14 protein-coding genes are annotated in these 19,332 nt (G+C 50.6%); 11 read left to right on the forward strand and 3 right to left on the reverse strand.

Annotated features, from left to right (window positions below; all coding sequences use genetic code 11):
* Positions 1 to 35: 35 nt before the first annotated feature.
* A complete protein-coding gene (locus tag ACJJJB_RS22080) occupies positions 36 to 986 on the reverse strand; it encodes an outer membrane protein assembly factor BamD (protein ID WP_051089458.1) in 951 nt (316 codons plus the stop codon).
* A gap of 100 nt (positions 987 to 1,086) precedes the next feature.
* Between ACJJJB_RS22080 and rluD the strand changes: the two genes are divergently transcribed.
* The 5 genes from rluD to ACJJJB_RS22105 all read left to right on the forward strand — a co-directional run bounded on the left by rluD (position 1,087) and on the right by ACJJJB_RS22105 (position 10,239).
* Positions 1,087 to 2,040, forward strand: coding sequence for a 23S rRNA pseudouridine(1911/1915/1917) synthase RluD (gene rluD, locus ACJJJB_RS22085; protein ID WP_020411454.1), 954 nt, complete (start codon positions 1,087 to 1,089; stop codon positions 2,038 to 2,040).
* Between the two features lie 84 nt (positions 2,041 to 2,124).
* Complete coding sequence (gene pgeF, locus ACJJJB_RS22090) at positions 2,125 to 2,892, forward strand: peptidoglycan editing factor PgeF (RefSeq protein ID WP_020411455.1); 768 nt, start codon at positions 2,125 to 2,127, stop codon at positions 2,890 to 2,892.
* 281 nt (positions 2,893 to 3,173) lie between these two features.
* On the forward strand, positions 3,174 to 5,777 hold the full coding sequence (gene clpB / locus ACJJJB_RS22095) for an ATP-dependent chaperone ClpB (RefSeq protein ID WP_020411456.1): 2,604 nt from the start codon (positions 3,174 to 3,176) through the stop codon (positions 5,775 to 5,777).
* 226 nt (positions 5,778 to 6,003) lie between these two features.
* Positions 6,004 to 7,143, forward strand: a complete 1,140-nt coding sequence (locus ACJJJB_RS22100; RefSeq protein ID WP_245556641.1) for an efflux RND transporter periplasmic adaptor subunit — start codon at positions 6,004 to 6,006, stop codon at positions 7,141 to 7,143.
* A gap of 18 nt (positions 7,144 to 7,161) precedes the next feature.
* A complete protein-coding gene (locus tag ACJJJB_RS22105) occupies positions 7,162 to 10,239 on the forward strand; it encodes an efflux RND transporter permease subunit (RefSeq protein WP_020411458.1) in 3,078 nt (1,025 codons plus the stop codon).
* 14 nt (positions 10,240 to 10,253) lie between these two features.
* Here ACJJJB_RS22105 and ACJJJB_RS22110 read toward each other — a convergent pair whose 3' ends face one another.
* Positions 10,254 to 11,318: an AraC family transcriptional regulator gene (locus ACJJJB_RS22110; protein WP_444902267.1), complete on the reverse strand. Its 1,065-nt coding sequence runs from the start codon at positions 11,316 to 11,318 to the stop codon at positions 10,254 to 10,256.
* Between the two features lie 251 nt (positions 11,319 to 11,569).
* On the opposite strand from ACJJJB_RS22110, the gene ACJJJB_RS22115 reads away from it, so the two are divergent.
* Together ACJJJB_RS22115 and ACJJJB_RS22120 are read left to right on the forward strand one after the other, a co-directional pair.
* Positions 11,570 to 12,787: a hypothetical protein gene (locus ACJJJB_RS22115; RefSeq protein WP_020411460.1), complete on the forward strand. Its 1,218-nt coding sequence runs from the start codon at positions 11,570 to 11,572 to the stop codon at positions 12,785 to 12,787.
* Positions 12,788 to 12,808: 21 nt separating this feature from the next.
* Positions 12,809 to 13,885 carry a hypothetical protein gene (locus tag ACJJJB_RS22120; RefSeq protein WP_282951709.1) on the forward strand — a complete coding sequence of 359 codons (1,077 nt, stop codon included), beginning with the start codon at positions 12,809 to 12,811 and terminating at the stop codon, positions 13,883 to 13,885.
* Positions 13,886 to 13,904: 19 nt separating this feature from the next.
* Here the strand turns inward: ACJJJB_RS22120 and ACJJJB_RS22125 are convergent, their stop codons facing one another.
* Positions 13,905 to 14,501 carry a DUF4124 domain-containing protein gene (locus tag ACJJJB_RS22125; RefSeq protein ID WP_282951708.1) on the reverse strand — a complete coding sequence of 199 codons (597 nt, stop codon included), beginning with the start codon at positions 14,499 to 14,501 and terminating at the stop codon, positions 13,905 to 13,907.
* A 338-nt stretch (positions 14,502 to 14,839) separates the two neighbouring features.
* Here ACJJJB_RS22125 and ACJJJB_RS22130 point away from each other — a divergent pair, with 338 nt between their 5' ends.
* The 4 genes from ACJJJB_RS22130 (at position 14,840) to pssA (ending at position 19,117) form a co-directional block, all read left to right on the forward strand.
* Positions 14,840 to 16,576 carry an acetolactate synthase 3 large subunit gene (locus ACJJJB_RS22130; RefSeq protein WP_282951707.1) on the forward strand — a complete coding sequence of 579 codons (1,737 nt, stop codon included), beginning with the start codon at positions 14,840 to 14,842 and terminating at the stop codon, positions 16,574 to 16,576.
* A gap of 11 nt (positions 16,577 to 16,587) precedes the next feature.
* Positions 16,588 to 17,079 (forward strand): acetolactate synthase small subunit, encoded by a 492-nt coding sequence (gene ilvN, locus ACJJJB_RS22135; RefSeq protein ID WP_020411464.1) that lies wholly within the window; start codon positions 16,588 to 16,590, stop codon positions 17,077 to 17,079.
* Between the two features lie 24 nt (positions 17,080 to 17,103).
* Positions 17,104 to 18,129, forward strand: a complete 1,026-nt coding sequence (ilvC, locus tag ACJJJB_RS22140; protein WP_282951706.1) for a ketol-acid reductoisomerase — start codon at positions 17,104 to 17,106, stop codon at positions 18,127 to 18,129.
* A 112-nt stretch (positions 18,130 to 18,241) separates the two neighbouring features.
* A complete protein-coding gene (gene pssA, locus ACJJJB_RS22145; protein WP_020411466.1) occupies positions 18,242 to 19,117 on the forward strand; it encodes a CDP-diacylglycerol--serine O-phosphatidyltransferase in 876 nt (291 codons plus the stop codon).
* Positions 19,118 to 19,332: the final 215 nt, after the last annotated feature.

Below are 19,332 nucleotides of genomic sequence, written 5' to 3' on the forward strand. Positions count from 1 at the left end.
CGCCGATTGGCGCCGTTCTTAGTTGTGGAGCATACCTACAGCAGCTCTGGAGGTAGGGGGGCCTCTCCACGATTGTATTCGGGGTTGTACATTTCGCGGCTATCAAAGCCCTCTGGGTCTGATTTCTCGAAAAGGCCCAGGGTTACCCGATGCACCAAGCTACGGCCACTAGCACCCTTGTAGAAGTTGTAGTTAAAGGAGCCATCTTCATTAAAGGCTGGGTGATCTGGGTAGTTGTTGCGCATAACGCTCAAGGCGTTGGCCTCTAACTCCGGCATCTCCATGAGGTTATACCCCTGTACCATCACCGCAAGGGCGTCCGGTACCGCAGGGGTCTGCTGGAAGTTTTCCACTACATAGCGGCCGCGGTTGGCGGCTGCGAGGTAGGCTCCACGCTTGAAATAATAGTTGGCTACATGGATTTCATAGCGAGCCAGCAGATTGCGCAGATGGATCATGCGTTTTTGCGCATCTGCGGCGTAGCGGCTCTCCGGATAACGGGCCATCAGCTGTGAGAAATAGGCGAAGGACTCACGTGCAGAGCCGGGGTCGCGATTGGTCAGGTCTGTCGGCATAAAGCGCTCGAACAGTCCGGTGCCCTCGGTAAAGGAAGATAGCCCCTTCATATAGTAGGCGTAATCGACATTGCGATGCTGGGGATGAAGGCGGATAAAGCGATCTGCGGCGGCGATAGCCGCATCGTTCTCATAATTGCGGTAGTAGGCGTAGATTAGCTCCAACTGGGCCTGTTCCGCATAGTTGCCGAAAGGGAAGTTATCTTCCAGGGCGCGCAGGTTCTTGATCGCCAGGTCCCACTGGCTGGTGCGCAGCTGCCGCTGCGCTGCCTCGTAGAAGGCCTGCTCTGTACGGTTGCCGCTAGGCAAGCCCTCTTCTGAGTCGTCAGTGCTGGCGCAGGCAACCAATATTGCGGACACCAAGGCCAGCCACAGCATTTTCCAGGTCTGCATAGCCCTTCGCTCTATCATTCTTACACTCTACCTTATTAAACTACCCGCCAAGATTAATCTGGCGCGTCGGACATTTAACCACAGTCGCGGTGCTGCCCAAAGTATTTGCAATTGTTTAATGAATGACCACCTAAACCTCGATATTGAAGTTCCGGCCAATTTGGCTGGTCGAAGATTAGACCAGATAGCAGCCGAATTAATTCCCGATTACTCCCGTGCGCGTTTGCAATCTTGGATTAAGGGCGGTCAACTCACCGTAAATGGTGCCCCTGCCAAGCCCAAGGATAAGCTATTTGGCGGTGAGCGGCTTAGTCTTCACGCTGAACTTGAGGTTCAAGGCGCCTGGAGCGCCGAACCCATGGATCTGAGCATTGTTTATGAAGATGACAGCCTTATGGTCATCAATAAGCCTGCAGGGATGGTAGTACATCCGGCTGCCGGAAATCCCGATGGCACCCTGTTAAACGGTCTTTTGCATCACTGTCCCTCTCAGGAGAGGATTCCCCGGGCGGGGATCGTGCATCGTCTCGACAAGGACACTAGTGGCTTGATGGTCGTGGCCAAGACCCTGTTGGCGCAAGCTAGCCTTGTAGACCAGCTAAAACAAAGAACGGTCAGTCGTCAATATGATGCTTTGGTGCAAGGAATAATTACCGGTGCGGGGCGTGTCGATGCTGCAATAGGACGCCACCGGCAAAACCGCCTGAAAATGGCTGTGCTGGACTTTGGTGGCAAGGAGGCCATTACCCATTACCAAATTCAGCAACGTTTCCGGGTGCATACACTATTGCGTTGCAAGCTGGAAACTGGACGCACCCATCAAATCCGGGTGCATATGGCTCATATTCGTCACCCACTGGTGGGTGACCCGCTATATGGGGGTAGGCCAAAGTTGCCACCAGAGGCGCCCACTGAGCTGATTGGCGCCTTACAGGGCTTTCCCCGACAGGCCCTGCACGCGGCGGAGCTCGCACTCATCCATCCCCAGTCGGGTGAGGAAATGCACTGGCGCGCCTCTATGCCTGAGGATATGCTGGCCCTACTCGACCTACTTGAACAGAATACTTACTAGGTCAGTAGCAGCACAAACTTCCACTAGAACAGGAGTCGGGGCCTTAGAGTTCGGCTCCTATTGCCCAGGCAGAGCAGATATACCATGTCCAGTGATCATTACCTGAGTCCAGTATGGCCGGCCCCTGCCAGGGTGAGAGCATTCTCTACCTTGCGATCAGGTGGGTATAGTTCGGGGCCCCATACCTCTTTTAATCTTGCAGCGCATGTTGGTGACAGTGAGTCAGCAGTTTTGGCTAACCGCGGGCTACTGTGTGATCAGCTGGAGTTGCCGGGTGAACCACAATGGCTTGAACAAATCCACAGCGACAGGGTGGTAGATGCTCAGGGGGATGGGCTTGTGCGGACTGCCGATGCCAGCTTTAGCCTGAAAAGTGAAATTGTTTGTGCGGTGCTCACCGCCGACTGCCTTCCCGTACTTATCTGTGACAAAGCAGGCACCCGAGTGGCAGCGGCCCATGCAGGTTGGCGCGGGCTGGCTGGAGGCATTTTACGCAATACGATAACTGCCTTGGATTGCGACCCCGCAGAGCTATTGGTGTGGCTGGGGCCTGCGATTGGTCCTGAGGCCTTTGAGACTGGGGTGGATGTCCTGGAGGCCTTTTTTGAAAATGCCCAGGGTGGTGAGCATACCGAGGCTATTGCCCGCTGCTTTCAACCTCATGTAAAAAAGCCATTACATTTTCTTGCGGATATTTATGGTTTGGCTCGGGCTGAGCTAAAGGGGCTTGGTGTCGGGCATATCTACGGTGGTGAGCGCTGCACGGTGAAAGAACCTGAATACTTCTATTCCTATCGTAGGGAGAAGACTACCGGGCGTATGGCCTCACTAATCTGGCTGGCGGATAATTAATGCTGCTCATAACCTAAGGTGCAGCTAATTATTGGGCTGGCTAATATGAGGGTGCGCTTGGTTCTTTTCAAGGGATACCGACTGACAAATGCCGAGCTTACAAAGAAATAATTACTCCCCCTTAGGAAATGAATCGAAACTTCTTGCTGTTTGATTTAAATCATTGAAAACCTTTCCCTCGCCCCTATTTTAATAGCCAACACTACACTGAATGCGTAACGCCAACCTGGCGTTATTGACGCAAAGCTATATAAGATCCCTAAGTAGGAGAGGTTGTATTCATGCGAATTGATCGGATGACAAACCCACTGCAAGCAGCTTTTGCTGATGCACAATCCATGGCTGTGGGACGGGACCACAACCAGATTTATCCGGAACATTTAATTCTTGCACTACTCAACCAGAATAATGGCAGTGTCCCGGCATTTTTATCCCAGGCCGGTTTTAACTTAAATGGCCTGCGCAATGACTTGGCCAAGAGACTGGATAATCTGCCAACTATCAGCTCCCCAACTGGGGATGTGGGCATGTCTCAGGAACTGATGCGCCTGATGAACCTAACCGATAAAAAGGCGCAACAAAATGGCGATACATTTATATCCAGTGAAACGGTCTTACTTGCAGCTTTCGACTCCGCTGCAGGGGAAATTTCTAAAATTCTCAATGCTAATGGCGACAAGAAACAGTTAGAGGCGGCGATTCAGAAAGTGCGCGGCGATGAAAAAGTGGATGATCCCAATGCGGAGGAGGCGCGCCAAGCGCTGGATAAATATACTCTCGACCTGACGGAGCGTGCACTGGCTGGCAAGCTTGATCCAGTAATTGGGCGCGATGATGAAATTCGTCGAACTATCCAGGTGTTACAGCGCCGCACCAAGAACAACCCGGTATTGATTGGTGAGCCTGGAGTAGGGAAAACGGCCATTGTGGAGGGGCTTGCACAGCGTATTGTAAATGGCGAAGTACCGGAGGGCCTGAAGGACAAGCGCCTGCTTTCCCTGGACTTGGGTGCACTGCTTGCGGGAGCCAAATTTCGCGGGGAGTTTGAGGAACGCCTCAAGGCCGTCCTGAATGAGCTATCCAAGCAGGAAGGGCGTATTATTTTATTTATTGATGAGTTGCACACCATGGTTGGCGCTGGAAAGGCAGAGGGCGCCATGGATGCCGGTAATATGCTCAAGCCGGCACTGGCTCGTGGTGAGCTGCATTGTGTCGGCGCCACCACCCTGGATGAATACCGTCAATACATTGAAAAAGATGCGGCGCTTGAGCGCCGTTTCCAGAAAGTATTGGTGGATGAGCCTACAGAGGAAGATACCATTGCAATTCTTCGTGGCCTGAAAGAACGCTATGAGGTGCATCATGGTGTCGATATTACTGACTCTGCAATTATTGCCGCGACCAAATTATCCCAGCGCTATATCACCGATCGCCAGTTACCAGACAAGGCGATCGATTTAATAGATGAAGCGGCAAGTCGTATACGTATGGAAATTGATTCCAAGCCGGAGGCGATGGATAAGCTTGAGCGCCGTCTGATCCAGCTTAAGATTGAGCGTGAGGCGGTCAAAAAAGACAAGGGCGATGAGGCCACTAAAAAGCGCCTGGCAAAGCTGGAGGAAGAAATTCTTCAACTGGAGAAAGAATACTCCGACTTGGAGGAGGTGTGGAAAGCGGAAAAAGCCCAGCTCGCAGGTAGTCACGACCTTAAAGAAAAGCTAGAGCAGGCCAAGCTGGATATGGAGTCTGCACGACGTGCCGGTGATTTAACGCGTATGTCGGAATTGCAGTACGGCGTGATTCCACAACTTGAACAACAGCTAAAGTCTGCTGCTACCCATGAGGCAGCAGAAGAGCCGCGCCTGCTACGCAACCGGGTTACCGATGAAGAAGTGGCTGAAGTGGTTTCACGCTGGACAGGTATTCCAGTTTCGAAAATGCTGGAGGGCGAACGGGAAAAACTGTTGCGCATGGAGGATGCGCTGCATAAACGGGTTATTGGACAAGCTGAAGCGGTAGATGCTGTCGCCAATGCGGTTCGCCGATCCCGCGCGGGCTTGGCGGATCCCAATCGCCCGAATGGTTCCTTCTTGTTCTTAGGGCCTACCGGGGTGGGTAAAACCGAACTCTGTAAAGCGCTGGCGCAATTTCTATTCGATACAGAGGATGCGATGGTGCGGATTGATATGTCGGAGTTTATGGAGAAACACTCCGTCGCACGCTTGATTGGTGCGCCTCCAGGTTATGTTGGCTATGAAGAGGGCGGTTATTTAACCGAGGCGGTGCGTCGCAAGCCTTATTCGGTGGTTCTGCTAGACGAGGTGGAGAAGGCTCATCCGGATGTATTTAATATTCTTCTTCAGGTCCTTGATGATGGTCGCCTGACCGATGGTCAGGGCCGCACTGTGGATTTTCGCAACACTGTGGTGGTGATGACCTCCAACCTGGGTTCTGACCTAATACAGAAGTATGCAACGGCTGAAAATGGCGACGACCTAGATGCGGAGATTCGCTATCGCCAGATGAAAAATGCAGTGATGGAGGTGGTTAGCAATCATTTCCGTCCAGAGTTCATCAACCGTATCGATGAGGTTGTGGTTTTCCACCCTCTCGACAAAGGGGAAGTACGTTCTATTGCGGAGATTCAGCTGAGGCAACTATGTCGCCGCCTCAGCGAGCGTGACTTGAAGCTGGAGGTATCCGAGGCGCTACTGGATAAACTGGCGGAAGTTGGTTTTGACCCGGTTTACGGTGCGCGTCCACTCAAGCGAGCTATCCAGATGTGGCTGGAAAATCCCCTGGCACAGGATGTATTGGCTGGAAAATTTGCGCCCGGTGCTACCATTCACGCTGATGTTGAGGGTGATAAGGCCGTCTTTCATTAGTTATTTGATCGCGATGGCGCCAGCGATAGCTGGCGCCACATACTTACCGTGCAGCCTGACGTCTTTTCTCCTCTTTAAATTCTCTTAGGCTGTTTTCGCGTGCCATGAGGCGAGGGCCTAGCGGCACTTATCGTATTTTCTTTATAAACTAAACTTTGTGGTCCGATAAAGATCGGGGTTGTTCTCGCCTGAATTCTCCTGACTCATCGATCTATGGCATTTTCTGTTGAGTGATCGGGGGTACATTATCAGTAAACGCATGGTATTAATGCTGCTGGGATGCTTACTATTGTTTGGCGGTATTTTTGCTTATAAGTTTTTTGGCCGCTACATGATGAATCAGTTTCTCGACACCATGTCTCTACCGGTGGCTACCGTCACCTCCGCCACTGCACAAATCCAGAACTGGCGTGAGGATCTGAGTGGAGTTGGAACAGTTCGCGCGGTAAATGGCGTCGAAGTCACTACTGAGGCTGAGGGTGTCGTCAGCGCCATTCATTTTAAGTCAGGACAATTTGTGCATGGTGGAGATCTTCTGGTAGAAATTTTTGCTGAACCGGAAAAAGCTCAGTTACAGGTGCTGGATGCAGAGTTACGTCTTGCACGGCGCAATTATGTCCGTATTAAAACCTTAACCAAGCGTGGAGTTACTACTGAAGCAGATCTGGATAGTGCTCAGAGTACTTTGGATCAGGTAATTGCCAATATTCAAGTACAGCGAGCTAGGGTTGATCAGCGCCGTGTGGTGGCACCTTTCAGTGGTGTGCTCGGTATTCGCCGTATCGACTTGGGTGAAAATGTCAGTCCCGGTGAGGCGGTAGTTTCCCTGCAACAGCTGAATCCTATCTTTGTGGACTTTTCTCTGCCAGAGCAAAAATATTCAATGGTTAAGGCGGGGTTGCCGATTTACCTGACTACAGATGCATTCCCCGGTAATACCTATCGTGGGAAAATCACCGCTGTTGACCCTCGCGTAGATAATGCCAGTCGCAATTTCCTTATTCAGGCAACCCTAGACAATCCAAAAAAACACTTGCGCCCGGGCATGTTTGCCCAAGTCTCAGTAGAAATTGATGCGAGTCGACGGGTTTTGGCCGTACCCCGAACATCTTTGGTTTTTGCACCTTATGGGGTGTCAGTTTTTGTTTTGGAAAAAGATGATGCAAGCGGAGAGTTAATCGCGAATAAGCGCTTTGTGAAGACGGGTGAGGAGCGCGGAGATATGGTGGAAATTGTGCAGGGACTTCAAGAGGGAGATATTATCGCTAGTAGTGGTTTGCTAAAACTTCGCAATGGTAAACGGGCCAATATTAACAACGAAAATAAACCGCCGGAAAATTTACATCCAAAACCTGGCAACAGTTGATTCCCTCCGAGAGCAGCGGTGAATTTTACTGAGATTTTTATTCGTAAACCGGTACTGGCTTGTGTGGTCAGTCTATTTATTTTTCTGTTGGGGTTGCGTTCAATTGCCGAGTTGAATGTGCGCCAATACCCCAAACTGGAAAATGCGGTCATCACAGTGACTACCGTATATGTGGGTGCTGATTCCGACCTAGTCCAGGGGTTTATCACCACGCCCTTGGAGCAGGAAATTGCCACTGCAGATGGCATTGACTATATGGTGTCTACCAGTGTGCAGGGGCTTTCTACCATCAATGCCTATGTGCGCTTTGATTTTGACCCTAATGAGGTTTTGACCCAGATAGTTGCCAAGGTGAACAAACTGCGTAGCGATCTCCCTGATGAGTCGGAAGACTCCAGTGTGGAGATGCAGCAGGGGGAAACTACGGCGGCAATGTATCTGTCATTTTCTTCAAATATTCTTGCCAATAACCAGATCACCGATTATTTGACTCGGGTAGTGCAGCCAAAGCTGGCCACTATTGCCGGGGTGCAGCGTGCTAGATTACTCGGTGATAGCACCTTTGCCATGCGCGCCTGGCTAAAACCCAGGGAAATGGCAGCACTTGAGGTAACCCCGGCAGATATTGCCAATGCCTTGCGGGATAACAATGTTCTCTCTGCAGTGGGTGCGACTAAGGGTTCGCGGGTTGCCATGGAAATTCGAGCGGATACGGATATAGCCAAACAAATAGACTTTCGTCAGTTGGTGGTACGTGCATCCGGTGACCAGCTGGTGCGCCTTGGGGACGTGGCAGAAATAGAATTAGGTGCAGAATCCTATGACAGTTCGGTGACCTTTAACGGGCAGTCGGCCACCTTTATTGCAGTGGAGGTTGCGCCCAATGCAAACACTCTTGATGTTATTAAGCGAGTTAGAAAGAAGCTTGAAGGTGAGATTTTTCCGCAACTGCCGGAGGGGATGCTAGGAGAAATTCCCTATGACAGCACGGAGTATATTCAGGATTCGATTACTGAAGTGGTGGAGACCATCATTGAGGCTGTCATCATTGTTATCGTGGTGATCTATTTGTTTCTTGGTTCCTTACGCAGTGTTTTGATTCCAGCTGTGGCTCTGCCCCTATCCTTGGTAGGAGCAATGTTTCTCATGTTGTTGATGGGTTTTTCCATCAACTTATTGACGCTTCTCAGTATGGTTCTGGCTATAGGAATAGTGGTGGATGATGCCATTATCGTTCTAGAAAATGTCCACCGGCATATAGAGGAGGGATTATCGCCAAGGGAGGCGGCTATCGTTGGCGCACGTGAACTGGCCTGGCCAGTAGTTGCTATGACCACCACGCTGATTGCTGTTTATATCCCTATAGGTTTTCTTGGAGGGCTGACTGGCACTCTATTTATTGAATTTGCTTTTTCCCTTGCCGGTGCCGTGCTTTTGTCTGGAGTTGTGGCACTCACACTATCACCAATGATGGCTTCGAGAATATTAAAGCCCAGGGATGGAGGTGGGACTCGCTTGGAAGCTTGGTTAGAGCGACAATTTGGGCATTTACAAAAAGGATTTGAAAAGCGTTTGCATAACTCTCTGGAAGAACGCGGAGTGATTTTGGTATTTGGCTTAATTGTTTTGGCAAGCTGTTACTTTCTATTCGTTACTTCACCGCGAGAATTGGAGCCAACAGAGGATCGTGGTCTTGTGCTCACTATTTCCACTGCCGATGCCTATGCAACTCTGGATTATGTAGAGCAATTCAGTGGGGAATTGGTGGATATTGCCGAGAGTTACAGTGAGGTCGAGAATATTTTTCTGCTTAATGGGGCCGGCACTTTTAGTAGCGGAGTCAATAATGCCACTGCGGGGTTTGTACTTGGTTCATGGGAAAAGCGCGATAAAGATACTGAGCAGATGCAGGAACTGATTAGTAAGGATGTAGCGCAAATTGCGGGCTTGAAAGTTGCTGTTGTAGTGCCGCCGAGCTTGCCCACTGCGGGGGGGCAATTACCGGTGGAATTCGTGATTGGTGCCACTGAGCCAATGGAAAACCTTGCGTCTGTTGCCAGCGAGATAATGACGCAAGCTCTCGAAAGCAGAAAATTTATTTTTCTCGATTCAGACCTGAAGATAGATAAACCAAAGATTGTGGTTGAAATAGACAGGGATAAGGCTGCCACTATGGGTGTAGAAATGGTGGACCTTGGGCGCGATCTGGGGGCCATGTTATCAGGTGCCTATATCAATCGCTTTTCCTTGGATAATCGCAGTTATAAAGTAATTCCTCAGGTGGAGCGGATTGATCGTCTCACTGCAGAACAGCTGGGGCAGTATTATATCCGGGCGGTTAATGGTGACCTGGTTCCGGTTAGTACACTGGTCCGCCTTAAGGAAACAGTAGAGCCACAGCAGCTAAAACGTTTTCAGCAGCTCAATGCTGTGACTATTTCCGGAGTGCCACGCCCGGGGGTCACCCTGGGGGAGGCTTTATCGGTTTTGGATAACGCTGCTCAGGAAATATTACCAGAGGAGTATTCGGTGGATTACTCGGGCCAGTCCCGTCAATTTAAGACAGAGGGCTCGGACTTAGTAGTGACTTTTTTCTTTGCACTCGTTGTTATTTATCTGGTATTGGCAGCACAATTTGAGTCCTGGCGTGACCCACTGATTATGTTGGTTACTGTGCCTATGAGTGTTTGTGGGGCAATGATCTTTGTCAGCCTGGGACTTACTACATTGAATATTTATACTCAGGTGGGCTTGGTCACTTTGATCGGGGTTATTTCCAAGCACGGTATATTAATTGTGGAATTTGCCAATAAATTACAGATGGGGGGGATGGACAAGCGTACGGCTATTGAAGAGGCTACCTCTATTCGACTGCGGCCGGTATTGATGACTACGGCATCATTGGTTCTAGCTATGGTTCCCCTATTAATTGCTTCAGGCCCAGGTGGAGGAGCCCGCTTTGCAATGGGGTTAGTAGTCGCGACCGGAATGACTATCGGTACTCTATTTACCCTATTTGTGGTACCAGCCATGTACCTTTATCTGGGGCGGGATTATCGAGCAAAGGCGGAGGCTGTTGGAGTTATTAAAGGGTAGCTCGATAAATGGTTTCACGCATTAAGCGTGTCCCCTGAAGTATTACTGCGCCTGAACTCGCTGGGAGTAACACCTTCGTGCTTTTTAAAAAACCGGGTAAATACTGCACGTTCGGCAAAGTGCAGTTTAACTGCAATGCTCTCTACTGATTCGCTGCTGGATAACAACAGGCGCTTGGTGAGAGCTAGAGTGACACTATCTTTTAGCTGTTGAAAAGTTACCCCCTGTTCACGCAATCTCCGCTGCAGGGTACGACCGCTGGTACGGAAATGGGCGGCGGCTTGCTTGATCGTGATCTCTTCGCTCAGCAGGTGTTTTTCCAGCCAGGAACGCAGGCTCGCAGCTAGGTTGTAGCTCGACAAAGTACTGTGTAATACGGTTTTCAAAATATTGCGGCTCTGGCTGCGTAGTAGCTTGTGGTAGCTGGGAATAGGAAAGTCCAGGGTTTGAGGTCCCAGGATAATGGAGTTTTCACTGCTGCCGAATTCGACCGGGCATTGGAAAATACGGGTATAGATAGTGTCGTCTTCTGGTTTTGTCCTGCGCAGTTTTACACCGCGAACTTCAGCGAACTGGGGGTTCAAGGTGCGTAATAACTCCACAGCGCGGGTCATCAACATTTCTGCGATAAATGCATTTACAGAATCACTGAATAACTCTTGGCGCCAGTTCAGGGTAAGAATTTCTGAATCTGTTTCTGTTCGTGTTTCAAAACGCAGTAGGGGGGCCAGGGTTTGTGACAGCACAATTTCGGCGGGACGCAGAATTTCCCGCGGGCGCCGTAGAGATGGCTGTGCCTCAATGATGGTTTCTTCAAGCCACAGAATGATTGGAAATCGGCTAAAGCTGAGTCCCGGTGAGGAGACTGGAGAAAGCGCTACCAGGTTATTCACTAGGGCATTGAATTCGCTATAGCTGAGCCGCTCGCTTTCGCGAGGATTCCAACTGAATGCAAATGGCAGGCGCTTGATCAGGGTCTCGGTTGGAATTCCGAGCCTGGCGGCAGCGACTACAAAGTAGGGGGCAAATATTTTGGGCACGCCGGCATGGCCGGACTTATTTTTATTTTGGTCTCTCATGACTCTTTGCCGTCCGGGTGGCGTTGGCAGGATCATAGCAAAGGCGTCCTAAACAACGAAAATAAAAATGCGGAATATGACGAGTCGGTCGCGTCAGGTGGCGTGCTTGGTCATCTTCTGGCGCCATTAATCCTATTACCAGCCCAGCGTCTGCGGCTAACGTGCAGGGGTCTGCAGCGAAAAGTAGAGAAAAATTCACGAAACCCTGCAGTCATAAATTTCTACTTATAAAATTATAAAGGCTAATAACAATGACACTGTCTAAACGACTGGGCGCAGGCCTGTCTGTTTTTTTCGCTGCGATGATGGGCGCTTCTTCAGCGGTAGCTGAGAACTGCTATATCCTGGTCCACGGACATGGAGTTGAAGGGCACACAACCAGCGTCAAAGCTGATGGGAGTTTAGTGCAGCCAGCACTGGACTATTGGAGTGAAACCTACTTTGACGAGTATAAAAACAGCAGTTTTATAGACCAGCTGGTAGCGAATGGCGGTAATTACGGTGTGGTAGGCTACAATTCCACCGATGAAGGTGAATTGCCTTATTGGCACGATCAGACTTCCGGGGAAATTGCCCGGCAAATTATTCAGATACGTAATGGGGAAGGTGATCGCTTCGAGCACGGTAACCAATGTGCTGCCAATGATACTTTCTGGATTGTTTCCCATAGCCAGGGCGCTGCACAAATGATGTATATAGCCGGGAATGCTGTGGTGGGCTCTCCTTACTACAACCGTGCTTATAAGCAGTACGATACCAACACTGAGATGCAAGAGGTTAAAAAATGCTCGACCACCTGGTATGGCAGCACCAGCTGTAAAAAGGTGACTGAAGAAGTACGAGTGGCCGGACTCAGTGATAGTAATGCGATTGAAGTTGATTTCGACACTGCGATTAGTGGTGTAGCGGCGATTTTCACCACCGGAGGTGCGATCACCGGCACTGAGGGTGTGGATCGTATTTGTAATGGCTCCTGGTATGACGATGTTATCAATGATCTTTTCCTAGGCAGGGAGTGTTCTGCAGTACGCTATATGCAGACCAATGACGTCTATACAGTGCGTAACTACGTGGGTACTAATCTGGGAGCACCTGTTTATACGATTGGTGGCTACGCCACTTTCCCAGGCGTAGAGAGTGCTTCCTCAGCCCTGCTAAATGGTGAAGATGATGGTTATATTAACCTTGCTTCGCAGATGAACTGCGCTGGCTCTGGTAAACGTAATCTCTGGTCCAACCTGAAGCAATACGACACCTTTATGGGTATTGCCTATGGTAGTGCGACTTTCTCATGCAATAACGACAACAAAGGTACTGCGCGCTCCTATAACCTCGCCAGCATTCATGTTGACCATGACGCCCAGCGCAATGGCGGTATCATGTCTCCAGGCTACGATGGTATCCCCGATGGCCTGGATTGTGGTGTGGGTAAAAATAGTGCCGGTCGTATCGCAGCTTGTACTCAATAAATATTTGTCAGGAGCGAGTAGATGTCCGTCAGCAGTAAACAACGTAACAAGAGGCGTACAGCCTTAGTTGTCAGTGTCCTATTTATTGCCGCTGCCATTTTTTTCTGGCGAGTGGGGAATAGTGGGGACCTGCCCACCGCGGTTGCTGCTGAAGCTAAAACAGTTTTTCCGTCCCTTCCTAAACAGGTGGAGATAAAAGAGTCTCAGGTGGAAAAGGAAGAGCTGGTTGATGATGAGTCCATCAAAGTTTGGCAAGAAATTCAGGCGCGTCCAGTAAAAACTGAATTACATCAGTCCCTGCTATCTGATCTAGCAAAGTTCCACCGTTACCCACCGGAGAACCGCGCTATCAAGAACCCCTCTCAGGATCCAATCACCCAGACCCATGCGCCAGATCAGCGCACCACTCATAGTGACAATGGTGATGCATTAACACTGTGGACTGAAAGAAAATTCTATTCCTATGGTGAAGTGCTGAGAGCTTATGCCTTTCAGACTGACAGCGACGGGGCTAAGGTGCCCGCAGATCTGACCGCGCTAATGGTTCTGGACGATCAGCAGGTAGTGGGAACCCTGACATTTAGCGATACAAATGGTGATTTAATTTACGAGGTGGAAATGGAGGCTGGCTCCTATCAGGGGCAGCCTCTGCCAGCTGGCATCTACAAAATCATTGTGGATACGGATATTGATGGTCTGCGTGATGCAGCCGCTTTTACCCTGTCGGAGGATACCGGGAGCTATACCGGGAACCTAAGGGATTCATTGACCTCCGAGGGCAATCTGCTTATCGAGGCTGAGGTGGAAATCCTTGAGCAGGGCCGCTTTTATTTCCGCGCCTCCCTTTATAATGATGAGCAGTCATCTATTGGCACAACCCAGAACGCCCTGCAGCTTCCTCCAGGACGCCACTGGATACCCTTCGACTTTTATGGCCTCATGATCCGCGATGCCGATCAGGATGGCCCCTACCTCGTGAAGCAGTTAAGTATTTCCAGAGTCACAGTGCCTCGAACGGAAAGGCTTTTCGAGCCAGGATACTACACCGAACGTTACAGCCTGGAGCAGTTCAACGATACTCCCTATAAAGAGCTGTAGCGGCAATTATTCGCGGGAATTAGCAGTTCTCGCGAATGCTCTTTTGTTCTTGGTTAATACGTTGCTGCCTCTCATCCTCACCGAGCACGCGGTGATTGCCGTTCTCGTCGACTTCCCTAACGCGTGCATGGCTGGTCAGCGCCTTTAAGTTATCCTGCGAATTTTGACAGCGTTGCGCGCGTGCGGCTGCTTGGGCACGGGCAACCTGTTCGTCTACTTCTGAAGGTTGTTGAGGAGTGGGCTGGCCTTGAGGCTGAGTTTCAATTGCAGGTTTGGTGGTTTTTGCTTCTTTCGCAGCTCGGGTCGCTTGTTGCTCCGCTTCCCACTGCTTGTAACGCTCTGATTTAGGTTTCTTGATTACCTCTACTTCGGTACTGCTAGGTGGCTGCTCGCCGAAATGCACGACCCCATTTTCGTCCACCCATTTGTAGATGCCGCTGGCCTGTGCTGTTAGCGCCAGGCTGGAAATTAGCATTGCGAGAGCGATGCGCATTGGAGTACCCCTCTTGGTCTTATCTTTCCTTACTGGCCACATTGTAACTGCGTCAGGGGTTTTTCCTGCAACCCTCTTAACACTTTCAGTCACGCCTATTGACAGCAAGGGAGCAGTTGGCACAATCGAAAGTTTCCTCGGCGAGTAGTAGTCACCGCAGACTCGCGGTCCAGACGCTGATTTTCAGGTGGATTACCCTTCCATCACATTTCCGTCGAGAGGCTCTCCCTACCCCTGGAGGCCTGCTAGCCTGCAACTTGGACACGGTTGTGTCTGGTTTCGGCTGGGTGTTTTGCTGTGCGCGATGATTTCATCCTAAAAATCGGCATGCAAACACGCAACAGGCTGATATTTGTCACCATTTTCTTTTATAATCGCCATTTAGCATTCTCGTTATATGGTGGATTCATGGCTTCTTGGTGATGTCTGTCCTACCAAGCAAGAAAACTGAGGAGACTCAAGTGGAATTACTTTCCGGCGGCGATATGTTGGTTCGCGCGCTGCAGGATGAAGGGGTAGATCTGATTTTCGGCTACCCAGGCGGCTCGGCACTGCATATATATGATGCTATTTTCAGGCAGAAGTCGATAAAGCACATTCTGGTGCGCCACGAGCAGGGTGCGACTCATGCCGCGGATGGCTACGCCCGCTCGACAGGCAAGGTGGGTGTGGTACTTGTGACTTCTGGTCCGGGTGCAACCAATGCGATCACCGGGATTGCGACCGCCTATATGGATTCAATTCCCATGGTGGTGATTTCAGGTCAGGTAACATCTGACAAGATCGGCGAAGATGCGTTTCAGGAGACTGATATGGTCGGCTGTTCGCGTCCGATTGTGAAACATAGTTTCCTGGTTAAGAACGCTGAAAACATTCCCGAAATTATCAAGAAGGCCTTTTATATTGCCAATACAGGTCGCCCTGGCCCCGTCGTGGTTGATGTGCCCAAGGATGTGACTAATCCGGCAGAACGATACCCTTATCAGTATCCTGAAAAGTTGCGCATGCGCTCCTATACCCCGGCAGGCAAAGGACATGGTGGGCAGATACGCAAAGCGGTGGCGCTGCTGTTGTCGGCGCGTCGACCGGTGATCTATGCCGGTGGTGGCGTAGTTCAGGGCGGGGGTTCGGAGCTGCTTACTGAATTGGCCCGTCGATTGAATTTTCCCGTGACCAACACATTGATGGGGCTGGGAGCTTACCCAGGTAGTGATAAGCGCTTCCTGGGCATGCTGGGAATGCACGGCACTTTTGAAGCCAATACCGCTATGCACCATGCAGATGTGATCCTGGCGGTGGGAGCGCGCTTCGATGATCGCGTCACCAATACCCCGAGTAAATTCTGCCCCGGTGCCAAGATTATTCATATCGATGTTGATCCGGCCTCCATTTCAAAGACCATCGTTGCCGATATTCCTATTGTTGGCACTGTGCAATCGGTGCTGTCCGAGATGCTGGACACCCTTAAATCTGGCGATGAGCAACCGGACCAGTCGGCAATAGTGGACTGGTGGCGCCAGATCGACGATTGGCGTGAGCGTCACGGTCTCTACACGGCGCCGCGTTACCAAACCGACGGTGCACTGATTATGCCGCAAGACGTAATTCGCGCGGTATACGATATTACCGAGGGCGATGCTTACGTTACCTCGGATGTAGGCCAGCACCAGATGTTTGCTGCCCAGTATTATCACTTCGATAAGCCGCGCCGATGGATTAATTCCGGTGGTCTCGGCACCATGGGTTTTGGTTTGCCCGCAGCTCTGGGGGTGAAAATTGCCCACCCGGATAAAGAGGTAGTGTGCGTAACAGGGGAGGGCAGTATCCAGATGTGTATCCAGGAGCTGTCCACCGCTACTCAATACCATTTACCGGTCAAAATCCTCTGCCTTAACAACCAGGCCCTCGGCATGGTGAAGCAGTGGCAGGAAATGCAGTACGAGGGACGCCTCTCCAACAGCGTCTACGAGGAATCTCTTCCGGACTTTGTAAAGCTTGCCGAAGCTTACGGTCACCTCGGGGTCAAGATTGAGCACCGAGATGAACTGCATGGAAAACTGCAGGAAGCTTTTGCAGAAAAAAATCGCACGGTATTTATCGATGTCTATGTCGACCCATCTGAGCACGTGTACCCGATGCAGGTCATGCCAAACGGCTCTATGCGTGACATGTGGCTGAGCAAAACCGAGCGGACCTAGGGGGCAGGGAAATGCGAAGAATTATTTCGGTACTGATGGAAAATGAACCGGGCGCCTTGTCTCGTGTAGTAGGGCTGTTTTCCCAACGTGGCTACAACATTGAAAGCCTAACGGTGGCACCGACAGAAGATGCCACCCTATCGCGCCTTACCATGGTGACCATTGGTGATGATCACAAGATTGAGCAGATAACCAAAAACCTGAACAAGTTGATTGATGTGGTGAAACTGGTGGACCTGACGGAGGGGTCTCACATTGAGCGTGAATTACTGATGGTGAAGGTGCGTGCGAATGGCGCCCAGCGCGATGAGGTAAAGCGCAGTGTGGATATCTTCCGCGGCCAGATTGTGGACGTCACCAGCAATATGTACACCGTACAGGTGGCCGGTACCAGTGAAAAGCTCGATGCATTTCTTCAGGCACTTGGCGAGCACACGATTATGGAAGTTGTCCGCTCAGGAGTATCCGGAATCGCCCGGGGTGAAAAAGTTTTAAGTGTATAGATGGCAGGAAACAGGAATTTAGCAATGCATGTTTATTACGATAAAGATTGTGATCTCTCTTTAATTCGCGAAAAAAATGTAGCGATTATCGGTTATGGTTCCCAGGGCCACGCTCACGCCAATAATCTTCAGGATTCCGGCGTGACCAATGTAGTTGTAGGTCTGCGTGCGGGTTCCGGTTCTTGGGCTAAGGCAGAAAGTGCCGGGCTGCGTGTAGCTGAAGTGGCAGATGCGGTTAGAGATGCAGACGTGGTTATGATTCTGGCACCGGATGAGTACCAGGCCAACATCTATAAAGAGCAAGTGGCTCCAAACCTTAAGTCGGGTGCCGCTCTCGCTTTTGCGCACGGTTTTAATGTGCATTTTGAACTCATTGAACCGCCGGCGGATGTCGATGTAATTATGGTTGCCCCCAAGGGCCCGGGCCACACCGTGCGTTCTACCTATCTTGAAGGCGGCGGCGTTCCGACCTTAATTGCTGTATATCAGGATGCATCGGGTAAAGCCAAAGAGCTCGCCCTTTCCTATGCGTCTGCAAATGGTGGTGGCCGCTCAGGGATTATTGAAACCAACTTCCGCGAGGAGACCGAAACGGATCTGTTTGGTGAACAGGCTGTGCTCTGTGGAGGTGTTTCTGCTTTGGTAACTGCAGGTTTTGAAACTCTGGTTGAAGCGGGTTATGCGCCTGAAATGGCCTATTTTGAATGCCTGCATGAACTCAAGTTGATCGTTGACCTGATGTATCAGGGCGGAATAGCGGACATGCGCTATTCTATTTCGAATACCGCTGAGTATGGTGATTATGTAACTGGTCCACGCATCGTAACTGACGAAACCAAGGCTGAAATGAAGCGTGTGCTGAAAGATATTCAGACCGGCAAGTTTGCTAAAGACTTTATGCTTGAATCTCTAGCTGGGCAGCCACGACTGAAAGCTGAGCGCCGAATTGGTTCTGAACATGAAATTGAACAGGTAGGTGCCAAATTGCGTGCAATGATGCCCTGGATTAAGGCAAACAAGATTATCGATCGGACTGAAGGCAATAACTGATCGATACATCACAGAAAAAACGGCGGGGATACCCGCCGTTTTTTTTTGCCCTGTGCGCGCACTTGGCAATGGCGTACACTCGCTGGCTGCAAAATGCATTAACGGAGAATCTATGAGCCTTCAAGGGGATGAAAAGAAACCCGCGGACTCAATGAATGCAGCGGGCGAAGAAATTCGTCTACCTGTCGATGAGCATATTGAGGAAGAGGTTGCGGCAAACGGTAAAAAAGTTCGTGCCCGTGGCGTTTATCTGCTACCTAACCTGATTACCACCGGTGCACTTTTTAGTGGCTTTTACGCAATTGTCGCTGGAATGGATGGTAATTTTGAAGCTGCGGCCATCGCCATTTTTGTCGCTATGGTACTTGACGGCCTGGATGGGCGTGTAGCGCGCCTAACTGATACCCAGAGCGCCTTTGGTGTGCAATACGACTCCCTTTCCGACATGGTGTCTTTTGGTTTGGCGCCGGCACTGGTTGCGTTTAGCTGGGCGTTGAAAACCCTGGGGAAGTTTGGCTGGGCAATTGCTTTTTTATACGCGGCTTGTGCCGCCCTGCGTCTGGCCCGCTTTAATACCCAGGTGGATACCGTAGATAAAGGGGTATTTATTGGCCTTGCCAGCCCCACCGCCGCAGCTATCGTAGCCAGTATGGTCTGGTCTGGTCACGATGTTGAGGTCGGCCCTGCGCTGGCAATTATTGCGGCGCTTGTGACTGCAGCTGCCGGTTTGTTGATGGTTTCCAATTTCCACTACACGAGCTTTAAGGGGCTCGATTTCAAGGGCAGGGTGCCTTTTGTAATGATGTTGGCTGTAATTCTTATTTTCAGCCTGGTGACTATTGACCCTGCTGGAGTATTGCTGACCCTGGCTGTGCTCTACACCTTATCGGGTCCGTCTATGTGGTTATGGGGCCTTCTTCATCCCAAGCCGGCAAGTGGGGCGGTAGAAAGTGACAGCGTGAAAGCGAAAGATAAGGAGCAGCGCTAGTCTCAAATAATTCCGCTTGGGATTCTCCTCGCTGACCTTAGTATTGTTATGCGGGAGTGCGAACTAACACGGAGTGTGATCGTCGGGAGGTCGGATGCGGCCTCATAACTCCCCCAAAAAAAGAGGGCTGTGCAACAGCCGAAAAAAAGTCTTGCACAGAAGCACAGTAATCCGTATAGTTCGCGCCCTCGCTGCTTGAGACAGCAGTGAGGGGT

Source organism: Microbulbifer variabilis (genome assembly GCF_052468405.1).